General features: G+C 62.5%; 9 protein-coding genes. All 9 read left to right on the top strand.

Translation table 11 applies throughout. The features are described from left to right. Positions 1 to 99 precede the first annotated feature (99 nt). The 9 genes from ACR0IR_RS08460 (at position 100) to folP (ending at position 11,965) form a co-directional block, all read left to right on the top strand. Entirely contained in the window at positions 100 to 1,029 is a 930-nt protein-coding gene (locus ACR0IR_RS08460) for a glycine--tRNA ligase subunit alpha (RefSeq protein WP_170363139.1), read from the top strand. A gap of 31 nt (positions 1,030 to 1,060) precedes the next feature. Continuing rightward, positions 1,061 to 1,585: a DUF6446 family protein gene (locus ACR0IR_RS08455; protein ID WP_170363140.1), complete on the top strand. Its 525-nt coding sequence runs from the start codon at positions 1,061 to 1,063 to the stop codon at positions 1,583 to 1,585. Positions 1,586 to 1,594: 9 nt separating this feature from the next. After that, entirely contained in the window at positions 1,595 to 2,806 is a 1,212-nt protein-coding gene (gene gltS, locus ACR0IR_RS08450; RefSeq protein ID WP_170363141.1) for a sodium/glutamate symporter, read from the top strand. 9 nt (positions 2,807 to 2,815) lie between these two features. Continuing rightward, positions 2,816 to 5,035, top strand: a complete 2,220-nt coding sequence (glyS, locus tag ACR0IR_RS08445) for a glycine--tRNA ligase subunit beta (RefSeq protein ID WP_170363142.1) — start codon at positions 2,816 to 2,818, stop codon at positions 5,033 to 5,035. A 66-nt stretch (positions 5,036 to 5,101) separates the two neighbouring features. Then, complete coding sequence (locus tag ACR0IR_RS08440) at positions 5,102 to 7,663, top strand: putative PEP-binding protein (protein WP_170363143.1); 2,562 nt, start codon at positions 5,102 to 5,104, stop codon at positions 7,661 to 7,663. A 186-nt stretch (positions 7,664 to 7,849) separates the two neighbouring features. Beyond that, the gene (locus ACR0IR_RS08435) at positions 7,850 to 8,491 is read left to right on the top strand and encodes a cell wall hydrolase (RefSeq protein ID WP_170363144.1); all 642 of its coding nucleotides are present in this window, start codon (positions 7,850 to 7,852) and stop codon (positions 8,489 to 8,491) included. A gap of 79 nt (positions 8,492 to 8,570) precedes the next feature. After that, on the top strand, positions 8,571 to 9,947 hold the full coding sequence (locus tag ACR0IR_RS08430) for a multicopper oxidase family protein (protein WP_170363145.1): 1,377 nt from the start codon (positions 8,571 to 8,573) through the stop codon (positions 9,945 to 9,947). 102 nt (positions 9,948 to 10,049) lie between these two features. Continuing rightward, positions 10,050 to 10,970 carry a dihydroneopterin aldolase gene (locus ACR0IR_RS08425; protein WP_170363146.1) on the top strand — a complete coding sequence of 307 codons (921 nt, stop codon included), beginning with the start codon at positions 10,050 to 10,052 and terminating at the stop codon, positions 10,968 to 10,970. Next, the gene (gene folP, locus ACR0IR_RS08420) at positions 10,967 to 11,965 is read left to right on the top strand and encodes a dihydropteroate synthase (RefSeq protein WP_170363147.1); all 999 of its coding nucleotides are present in this window, start codon (positions 10,967 to 10,969) and stop codon (positions 11,963 to 11,965) included. The genes ACR0IR_RS08425 and folP overlap by 4 nt, the downstream gene beginning before the upstream one ends.

Here is an 11,965-nt window from a genome sequence, read left to right as displayed (position 1 = left end):
ACAGCAGGCGGGCATTGGCCCGTTGACGCCCCTTGGCCCCTTGCATAGGAAGGGCAAAACCGACCGGAACCGGGCAAATCCGCGCCCAAAGGGAATGTCATGACCGAACCGTCCAGCGCACCACGTTCATTTCAGGAAATCATCCTGCGGCTTCAGAACTACTGGGCCTCGAAAGGCTGTGCCATCCTGCAGCCATACGACATGGAGGTCGGTGCCGGTACATTCCACCCTGCAACCACCCTGCGGGCTCTGGGGTCCAAACCCTGGGCTGCGGCCTACGTTCAACCGTCGCGCCGTCCGACCGATGGGCGCTATGGCGAGAACCCCAACCGCTTGCAGCATTACTATCAGTACCAGGTGCTGATCAAACCCAGCCCTCCGGACCTGCAGGAGCTGTATCTGGGCAGCCTTCAGGCCATTGGCATCGACATGGACCTGCACGACATCCGTTTCGTCGAGGATGACTGGGAAAGCCCGACCTTGGGCGCATGGGGCCTGGGATGGGAGGTCTGGTGCGACGGCATGGAGGTCAGCCAGTTCACCTATTTCCAGCAGGTCGGCGGCCATGACTGCGCGCCGGTCTCAGGCGAACTGACATATGGTCTGGAACGTCTGGCGATGTATGTTCTGGGCATCGACCACGTAATGGACATGCCCTTCAACGACCCGCAGTCACCCAGCCCGCTGACATATGGCGACATCTTCAAGCAAACCGAAGAGGAATACGCCCGTTGGAACTTTGACGTGGCCAACACCGAGGTTTTGCTGCGCCACTTCGAAGAGGCCGAGGAAGAATGCGCCGCGATCCTGAGCCAGGAGCATGTAGACCCCAAGACGGGCAAGCGCATCATCATGGCGCATCCTGCTTATGACCAGTGCATCAAGGCCAGCCATATCTTCAACCTCCTGGACGCGCGCGGCGTGATTTCGGTGACCGAGCGGCAGGCCTATATCGGGCGGGTGCGCGCGCTGGCCAAGCAATGCGCCGATGCTTTCGTGCAGACCGAGGCGGCAGGCTTTGAGGCCTGATGGCCCGTCGCACCCCACAGGAGGATCGCGCATGACCGGGAAAATGCTGGCAATTCTGTTGGTCGCATGCGCCGTCATTGCTGGCGTCAGCATGTATTACCTGCAGGTCTACGGCTACTACTACGAGGTCGAACCCTCACCGGGTCAGGATGTTGTTCTGACCGAAACCGCGACCGGCCAACCGGTGCCAATTGCCTACAGCGCGTTTCAGGCGATCGACGCCGACAGCTCTCCGATCCGGTATCGGGCGTGTTTCCAGACAGATCTGAAGCCGGAACAGCTGGCCGTCCGCTACATGAGCGGCGAAAAGGCCGAGCCGCTGACGGCCCCAGGTTGGTTCGACTGCTATGATGCGGCTACTCTGGCCGAGGCGTTGGCGAACGGATCCGCCCGCGCTTTCATAGGGGTCAAGAATATCCACTACGGCGTTGATCGGATCGTCGCGGTGACGCAGGACGGCTCGGGCTTTGCCTGGCATGCCCTGAACAACTGCGGCGAAAAGGCCTATGACGGAACGGTTGTCGGCGAAGAGTGCCCGCCCCGACCGGAAAACTGAGTGGGCGGGATGGGGTTCATCGTTGAAATCCCCGGATTTCTGACGGCAACGCTGGGCTTTGCCGTCTACCTGATGGGCGCCGAGATCAACGCCCGCACAGAGGTTCTGCGCCGATTCAACATTCCCGAACCCGTAACCGGAGGTCTGTTGGCCTCGTTGGTGGTTCTGACGCTGTATCTGCTGTTCGGTATGGAGCTGGAGTTCGACCTGACCGCGCGGGATTTCCTGCTGGTGCTGTTCTTTGTCGGGATCGGCCTGAATGCCCGGCTGTCCGATCTGATCGCGGGCGGAAAGCCTCTGGTGCTGCTGCTGATCCTGACGTTGCTGACGATCGTGGCGCAGAACCTGATCGGCGCGGCGGGGGCGGCGGCCTTCGGCTATCCGGCGCAGTCCGGCGTTCTGTTCGGGTCGGCCGCCCTGATCGGCGGCCACGGCACCGCCATCGCCTGGGCGCCCGAGGTTGCGCAGGTCACCGGGCTTGAGGGAGCGACTGAACTGGGGGTGGCCGTGGCGACCCTGGGCCTGGTTCTGGCCGCGCTGGTTGGTGGCCCTATCGCGCGCCTGTTGATCGAAGGGCGCGACCTGTCGCCAAATCGCCCGGACGAGGAACATACTATCGGCGTACCCGACGAGCCGTCAGACGCCGCCGCGAAGATCGACCACCTGACGGTGATGCGGGTGCTGCTGTACCTGAACATGGCCATCATCGCGGGCTATGCTCTGTCCGAGGTGATCCTGGCCGCGGGTTTGAAACTGCCGCTGTTCGTGCCCTGCCTGATCATGGGTATCGTGATCGGCAACCTGCGCCCGCTGCTGGCCCCGCGCGCCGCGCCGGTGTCGCGCACGCCGTCGCTGGCGCTGATCTCGGAATTCGCGCTGGGCGCGTTTCTGGCCATGTCGCTGATGAGCCTGCAGCTGTGGACCATCGCCGATCTGGGCCTGTCCATCGTGGTGATCATGACGGCGCAGACGTTGTTTGCGGTGGCCTTCGTGATCTGGGTTCTGTTTCCGGTCATGGGCGCCAACTACCGTGCGGCCGTGCTGGCTGCGGGGTTCGGCGGCTTCGCGCTGGGCGCGACACCGACCGCAATTGCCAATATGACCGCCGTAACCAAGCGATACGGGCCTTCGCCTATTGCCTTTATCGTGCTCCCCCTTGTATCCGCATTCTTCGTGGATATCGCCAATGCCATCGTCATCCAGACGATCGTCAATTTCTAAGGATCGAAAATGCCCGACCTGCTGATCGAACTGTTTTCCGAGGAAATCCCCGCGCGCATGCAGACCCGCGCCGGCGAGGATCTGAAAAAACGGATCACCGACGGTCTGGTCGAGGCCGGTCTGACCTATGCCCATGCGCACGCCCTGACCACGCCGCGCCGCCTGACGCTGGCGGTCGAGGGGCTGCTGGCGGAAAGCCCCACCATCCGCGAGGAGCGCAAGGGACCCAAGGTTGGCGCGCCCGAAAAAGCCATCGAAGGCTTCCTGCGGGGCGCAGGGATCAGCCGCGACCAGCTCGAGGAACGGGACACGCCCAAAGGTGCGGTCTATTTCGCCACCATCGAGAAACCGGGCCGCCCGGCGGCCGAGATCGTGGCCGAGGTTCTGGCCGACACGATCCGCAACTTCCCCTGGCCGAAATCCATGCGCTGGGGCAGCTCCTCCCTGCGCTGGGTGCGCCCTCTGCATTCGATCCTGTGCATCCTCAGCGATGAAGCCGGCGCGCAGGTCGTGCCGATGGAGATCGACGGGATCACCGCCGGTGACACCACCGAGGGCCATCGCTTCATGGCGCCGGGCCGGTTTGCCGTGACCGGGTTCGAGGATTACGCCGCCAAGCTGAAGCGCGCCTTCGTCGTGCTGTCGCCCGAGGAACGGGCCGAGCACATCTGGAACGACGCACAGAACATGGCCTTTGCCGCCGGTCTGGAGGTGGTCGAGGACAAGGGCCTGCTGGCCGAGGTGGCCGGGCTGGTCGAATGGCCGGTGGTGCTGATGGGGCAGATCGACGATGAATTCCTCGACCTGCCGCCCGAGGTACTGCAGACCTCGATGAAAGAGCACCAGAAATTCTTCTCGGTCCGCAACCCCGCAACGGGGCGGATTGAACGGTTCATCACCGTGGCCAACCGCGAGACCACCGACAATGGCGCGACCATCCTGGCTGGAAACCAGAAGGTGCTGTCGGCGCGTCTGGCCGATGCGAAATTCTTCTGGGAGAACGACCTGCGGGTTGCCAAGGCAGACATCACGCAATGGACCCGAGCACTTGAAAACGTGACCTTCCACAACAAGCTGGGCACCCAGGCGCAGCGGATCGACCGCATTGCCGCGCTGGCCCGCGAACTGGCCACGGTCACGGGCGCCGACCCGGACCAGGCCGAGAAGGCCGCGCGGCTGGCCAAGGCCGATCTGAGTTCGGAGATGGTCTATGAATTCCCCGAACTTCAGGGGCTTATGGGGCGGTATTACATTGAGGCGGCTGGAGAAGACGCCGCCGTGGCCGCCGTGGCGCAGGAGCACTACTCGCCGCTGGGCCCGTCGGATGACGTGCCAACCGCGCCGCTCTCGGTGACCGTGGCGCTTGCCGACAAGCTGGACACGCTGACCGGGTTCTGGGCGATTGATGAAAAGCCCACCGGCTCAAAAGACCCGTTTGCTTTGCGTCGCGCTGCTTTGGGTATCTCTCGATTGGTTCTCGAAAACGATCTGCGGCTGTCGTTGGATCGCTTCTTTGACAGCCAACTTATTCGAGCAGAAAGCGCAATCAATGAGGCGTTGCCGGAAGCTAACGTTCTTGATCTGTTGGAAGAAATTGCAGAGCGAGGTGTCTTTGGTGCTGCATTCCAAGCGGTCAAGGACAAAATCGGAGGATTGCCTGCCACGGCCTTTCTTGAACTTGAAAAAAAGGTCCCAGACGCATCTGACGATCTCCTCTCCTTTTTCCACGACCGCCTCAAAGTCTTCCTCCGCGACGAGGGCATTCGCCACGACGTGATCGACGCCTGCATCGCGATGGACGGCAATGACGACCTCAACCTGCTGGTCAAGCGCGCCCGCGCGTTGAATGTGGTGATCGCGACCGAAGATGGCGAAAATCTGGTGCAGGGCTTCAAGCGCGCCAACAACATCCTGACCCAGGCCGAGGAGAAGGACGGGGTCGAATACTCGTTCGGTGCCGATCTGAAATTCGCCGAGACCGACAGCGAAAAGGCCCTGTTCGCCGCGCTGGATCAGGCACAGGCCAAGATTGCACCGGCACTCAAGGCCGAGGATTTCCCGGCGGCGATGGCGGCCATGGCCGCGCTGCGCGGGCCGATCGACGCGTTCTTCGAGGACGTCCAGGTCAATTCCGACAATGCCGTGCTGCGCCGCAACCGCCTGAATCTGCTGAGCCAGATCCGCCAGATCTGCTCCAGCGTCGCGGATCTGACCAAGATCGAAGGCTGACCTAGAGGGCGCGCTCTGGCGCGCCCACAAGGCCCTTGCGCGGAAGGCTGGGGCGCTTATGCTGCGGTGAAACCAAAAGGTGCCGCAGTGCAGAATAATCCGCATACCACGCTCATCACTCCTGATGCTCCTGTCGCCGCCGACACCCATGGCGGCCGGGCGAAATGTCTGCAGCGCCTTGTGCGGTTGGACCTTCCCGTACCGCGTACGGTGGCTCTGTCCTTCGATCAGGTGCGGCGGATCGCTGACGGCGATATCCCGGCAATCGAAGCCATACTTGAACAGTTCGACGCATCGGCGTTGCTGTGCGTTCGCCCCAGTTCCGAGGACCCTGACTGGGGTGGCCCCGGCGCGGTTCTGAACATCGGGATGAACGATGCCCGTTTCGTGGAATTGTCCGACAAGATGGGTCCCGAGGCCGTTGCCGCAATGTATCTGCGGTTCGTCCAAAGTTATGCGATCCACGTTGCGCGACTGGACGCGGACGTTTTCGACGACATCGAAGCCGATGGTCGCGAAGGCCTGCGCCAGACCCTGCGCGCCTATGAGGACGAAACGGACGAAGCGTTCCCCCAGGACCGGGGCGAGCAGTTGCTGGCGGTCCTGCGCTCGATGGCGCGGGCGTGGGATGGTACGTCCGCCCGTCTGCTGCGGCAGGCCAAGGGCGCTCCGGCGGATGCCGGACTGGGCCTTGTCATTCAGGAGATGATCCCGGGCGTCGGTCAGGGCGAATGCGGATCGGGTGTGCTGCAGCTGGTGGATACCTCGACCGGCATGCCGCAGATCACAGGCCGCTACCTGAGCCAAAGCCAAGGGCGCGATGCGCTGGGCGAGGGGGTTGCGGCCCTCTACCTTGAAAAGGACCCGCGCGGGCAAGCGCTGGAGGATGTTGCGCCTCAGGCCTTTGCCGACCTCAAGGCCCATGCGGCGTTGATGCGGCGCAAATTGCGCGAAGAGATGCAGGTCGAATTCGTGATCGAAAACGGCAAGGTGCATATTCTGGACGGGGTCCGCGTTCAGCGCAGCGCCCGCGCCGCCATGCGGATCGCTGTTCGATTGGCCGAGGATGGCATCATCACCCAGCAGGAAGCCGTCATGCGGATCGATCCGCATTCGTTGAATGAGTTGCTGCACCGTCAGGTGCATCCCGAGGCCAAGCGTGACTTGCTGACCACGGGCATCGGGGCCAGTCCCGGAGCGGCCACCGGCCGGATCGTGTTCACTTCGGCCGAGGCACAGGCCAGCGCCGCACGCGGTGAGCCCTGCATTCTGGTGCGCCGTGAAACCTCGCCCGAGGATGTGCGCGGCATGCACGCCGCGGTCGCAGTACTGACCGAAAAGGGTGGCATGACCAGCCATGCGGCCGTGATCGGGCGCGGCCTGGGGCTGCCCTGTATCGTCGGCGCGTCCGAGATGCGGTTTCAGACCAAGAAAAAGCAGCTTTCCGTTCCGGACGGCCGCGTTTTCACCACTGGCGACATTCTGACGATTGACGGAAGCTCGGGCCAGGTGTTGGGGGGCGAGCCGGCGATGCTCGAAGCTGCACTGGATGACTGTTTTCAGACTTTGATGAGCTGGGCCGACGCCGAGCGTGACATATCAATTCGTGCCAACGCCGACACTCCTGCCGACGCGCAGGCTGCGCGGAACTTCCAGGCGCAGGGGATCGGGTTGTGCCGAACCGAGCATATGTTTTTCGACCCCGGTCGTCTGATCGTGATGCGCGAGATGATTTTCGCTCAGACTTCATCGGGACGCGCGGCGGTTCTGGAGCGGTTGCTTCCGATGCAACGCGATGATTTTGTGCAGCTTTTCCGGATCATGGAAGGGCAGCCCGTCTGCATCCGACTGTTCGATCCGCCTCTGCACGAGTTTCTGCCGACCACGCGCAGCGGGCAGCGCGAACTGGCCGAAGCGCTGGATCTTCCGGTTTCGGATGTGGAGCGTCGGGTGGACGAAATGAGCGAATACAACCCCATGCTGGGGTTGCGGGGCGTACGCCTTGGTATCACGGTGCCCGAGATCTATGACATGCAAGCCCGCGCGATCTTCGAGGCGACGCTCGAAGCCAGCAAAAATGGCGCGCCGGTGGTGCCCGAGGTCATGATTCCGCTGGTTTCGGCCAAGCGCGAGGTCGAACTGATCAAGGCGCGGGTGGACACGGTTGCCGCAGCCGTTGCGGCCGAGCGTGGTCAGGAGTTCGAATACCGGTTGGGTGTGATGGTCGAAACGCCCCGGGCCTGTTTGCGCGCCGAGGAAATCGCTCCTCATGCCTCGTTCCTGAGTTTCGGCACCAATGACCTGACGCAGATGACCTATGGTCTGTCACGCGACGACGCGGGACGCTTCATGTCAGCCTATGTTCGGCAGGGGGTGTTCACCGAGGATCCGTTCCATGTTCTGGACGCCGATGGGGTCGGCGAACTGCTCAAGCTGGGCTCGGAGCGGGGGCGTACAGCTCGGCCCGATGTCACGCTTTCGGTCTGTGGTGAACATGGCGGCAACCCCGAATCAATCGCCCTTTGTCGGGATTTGGGGTTCGATTATGTGTCCTGTTCACCCTTCCGAGTCCCGGTCGCTCGGCTGGCTGCCGCTCAGTTGGCGATTTCGTCAAAACTTGGGGGTTGACAGGCCGTCAAAGCCCTAGGAATAGTGGTTTCGGGATGGACCTGTGGCTGATTAATTTTGGCCCCGCGGGCAAGATTTTTCTTGCTTTTTCCTCAGAACTGGACCTTTCGCGCCTTCTGCGTTAAGACCCCGTCGCGCCCGCCGGGGGAGGGTATGGCGCGTGAAGTGCCTGTGCGAGGTTATCTGATGCTACGATATATGCTGGCTGTTGCCATTGCGGCGGCAACCGTGATGCCGAGTGCGTCCGTTGCCGAGAGGGAAGCCACCGAGACTGCCAAGCGCGAACTGGTGTCGCGCAACGAGGTGCCGGGACAAAGCTTTCGCGACTATCTGAAGCTGTTCCAACCTAGGAAAGAGGTCCAACCGGTTGAGATTTCCTACACCAAGGCCTGGCTGGACCAACAGCCCAAAGCCAGCGGTGGCGAAGATCTGAAATGCTTGGCCGAGGCCCTGTATTTCGAAGCGCGCGGAGAGAGCGTGCGCGGCCAATTCGCGGTTGCCGAGGTGATTTTGAACCGGGTGGAAAGCACCCGTTTCCCGAACACCGTCTGCGGCGTGATCCGTCAGGGAACAGGCAAGAAATATCAGTGCCAGTTCACCTATACCTGTGACGGCCGCAAGGAAGTCATTCACGAGAAGAAAGCCTATGAGCGCGTGGCCAAAGTTGCCAAGGCGGCGATCGAGGGGGTCAGCGACCCGCTGACGTCGGGGGCCACGCATTACCACACCAAGGCGGTGCGCCCGTCGTGGTCGCGCGTTTACAAGGAAACTGCGCGCATCGGTGTGCATATCTTCTACCGCCACAACTACCGCACTGCGAGCAACTAGCGCGCATTGACGCACCCGCGCTGGAACGTTGATGGCGCGGGTGAAACCAAGGGCTATATTGCGGTCAAGGAGATCCGCAATGAATCTGAGCCGCCGAAGCCTTTTGAAATCTGCCGCCGCGCTTGCGGTGTTTCCAACGCTGGCGCGCTCCGCGCCGCTGACCCTGACTGCGCGCGAGGGCGCTCAGTTGATTGCCCCTCCGGGGTATCCGGAAACCGATATCTGGGGCTTTGATGGGTCGGTGCCAGGCAGCCCAATCCATCTGAAGCAAGGCGAGCGGGTTCAGCGCCGCTTGGTGAACGAATTACCGCAAGCCACCTCGGTTCATTGGCATGGTATCCGCATCGACAACGCTATGGATGGCGTGCCGGGTCTTACTCAGGAAGCGGTTCCAAGCGGCGCGACCTTCGACTATGATTTCATCGTGCCGGACGCCGGAACCTATTGGTATCATGCGCATAACAAGTCAGTCGAACAGGTGGCCCGTGGCCTGTATGGCCCTTTGATCGTGCACGAGTCCGAAGCGCCGGATGTGGAGCAGGATCTGGTGCTGATGCTCGATGACTGGCGACTTGATCCGGAAACAGCCCAGATTACCCAAGACTTCGACAACGGTCATGACCTCAGCCATGCTGGTCGGCTGGGAAACCTCATTACCGTCAATGGAGCATTCGACCCATCCTTTTCTGTTCAACAAAACCAACGCCTGCGTCTGAGGTTGGTCAACGCCGCGAACGCGCGTGTCTTCACCGTGGGCCTCGACGGAATGTCCGGATGGATCGTCGCGCTGGATGGAATGCCTTTGGCCGAGCCGATCCCGATTGAGGACACGTTCCCGCTGGCCCCGGCACAACGTGCGGATTTGTTGGTGGATGTGCTGGCTGCGGATGCGGAAACGGCCAGCCTGTTCAGTCAGGAACGTGACGGCGCCTTTGGTTTGGCCCGATTTTCAGTGGCGGGGCAGGCGGCTTCCATTCGCCGGTCGGGAGTTCGGCCATTGCCGCCGAACCCGCTTCCGGAATTGACGGACCTCAACATCGTACCGCGGCACGAGATGAGGTTGCAGGGCGGCGCCATGCGCTGGCTCGAAAGCGCGCGGATTGGCGAGACCGAGCTCTCGGGTCGGGAACTGGCTCAGCTGGGACGGTTCTGGGCGCTGAATGGCTTCGCCGAGCGACCCGATGACCCGTTTCTGGACGCGCCCTTGGGAGGCGTTCACCGGATCGCCTTCGTGAACGAAACGGTATTCCCGCACGCGATGCACCTGCATGGCCACCACTTTCGGCTGATCTTGCCGGACGGAAGTCTTGGGCCATGGCGCGACACGGTTCTGGTCGAACGCGGCGAGACTCGCGAGATTGCGCTGGTCACAGATAACCCGGGCAACTGGCTGCTGCATTGCCATATGCTTGGACACGCCGCATCGGGTATGATGAGTTGGTACCGCGTCACCTGACGCCGCATTCGGCGGCTGGAATGGCGTTTGCTTGAATGCTATAGCCGCGCGGAACCACTAAATTGGGCAAACCTGTCCAAGCTGCCCGAAAAGGCCCGTGCCATGAGTACTGAAATCCGCCTTGCCTTTGCGCACCCGTCCGAACGGTCCGAGGCGACTGCGCCACACGGGCCGCTGGATCGTATCTCGTTGCGCGACCACGTTGTTGAGGTCGAGATCGGCGCCTTTCAGGCTGAACGGGGCACCACCCAGCGCATCTGTTTCAACATCGTGGTCGAGGTGCGCCCGCTGACCGAAAACATCGACGATGATGTCGATCGCATCCTGTCCTATGACCGGGTGACCGAGGCCATCGCCTACGAACTGGCGGCCGAGCGTCTGAACTTGCTCGAAACGCTGGCGGATCGAATAGCCGAGCGGATCCTGCTTGAACCTCAGGCGGTAAGGGCTTTTGTCCGCGTTGAAAAACTGGATCGCGGCCCGGGCGCTTTGGGTGTAGAGATCGTTCGTGGCAAGGATGCCGTCCATCACGATGTCATCGAGGAGGAGCGCCCACATCCCCGGCTGGTCTTTCTGTCGAACGCAGCGATTGAGTCCGAAAATTTGTCGGGCTGGATCGACCAGTTGGAAAACCGACAGCGACCGCTGATACTGTGCGTAGGCGCCTCCGATCTGCCGGTGCCGCAGACCGGCCATGCCATGACCCAGCGCCGGATCGACCTGTTGGCGATCGAGCAGAACGCTTGGGTGCTGGCCGCTCGTGATCATCGCTGCGTCGTCGTCTCGACCCGGACCGAACTGGACTGGGCCATGAAGAACGGCCAGATCTGTGTCTGGGCGCCGTCCAAGATCGTGCTGGACGCGGTCGATGGACCTTCGGCGGCGCCCTCGGATGCGGTCGCGCTGGCCGCCTGGTTCGCCGCCACTTTCGAGGCCAGCGAAATGCTGGTGATCGGTGGACAACTGCCCGAGGCCCCCAAAACACCGCTGCGTGCGGTCCCGGTGGAGCAGGCGCAACTGTGACCCGCTATTACCGCCCACTGGTGCAACCCGGGCCTGTGCGCCCGGACGGGGCCTTGCCGCTCGCAGGGCAGAGCCTGTGGTTCACCCATGCCGAATGTCTGCAGCGTGACGCGGGCCCCCGGGTCGTTGCGGTCGCCGATATCCCTGAAACCTGGCTGGACCGGCTGACGCAACCGCGCGCCGCGATTGCCGGGCTGGACATGGCTCGCCCGCAGATCATGGGCATTCTGAACGCCACGCCCGACAGCTTTTCCGACGGTGGTAAACACAACACCCCCGAAGCCGCGTGTGCAGCGGCCCAGGAAATGGTCGCGCACGGTGCGACCATTCTGGACATCGGCGGTGAATCCACCCGTCCCGGCGCGGATTTCGTACCCGAGGACGAAGAGATCGCCCGCACCCAGCCCTTGATCCGCGTGATCCGGGCCGAGACACCGGCGCTGATCTCGATCGACACGCGCAAATCCGCCGTGGCCAGGGCCGCGGTCGAGGCCGGGGCGGGGCTGATCAACGATGTTTCGGGCTTTACCTTCGATCCTGCACTTGGCGCTTTCTGCGCCGAGATCAACGCGTCGGTCTGCGTGATGCACATGCAGGGCGACCCGGCCACGATGCAGGACAACCCGACCTATGATGACATTCTGCTGGACGTCTACGATTTCCTGTCCGGGCAGGTGGCCCGGCTGGAAGACCTTGGGCTGGATCGGGGCCGGATCATCGTTGATCCGGGCATAGGCTTTGGCAAGACCGAGGACCACAACCTGACCTTGCTGCGCAATCTCAGCCTGTTTCACGGGTTGGGCTGCCCGATCCTGCTGGGCGTGTCACGCAAGGGCTTCATTGGCCGGATCGGCGCGGAACCGCGCAAGGATGCCCGCGCGCCGGGATCAATCGCCGTTGCGTTGGCCGGATTGTCGCAAGGTGTGCAGATCATCCGGGTGCATGACGTGGCCGAGACCGCTCAGGCCTTGCGCCTGTGGGCCGCTGTCCGGTAA

The sequence above is a fragment of the Ruegeria sp. CF2 genome, from assembly GCF_056537385.1.
This window is presented reverse-complemented; position numbering and strand designations above follow the sequence as displayed.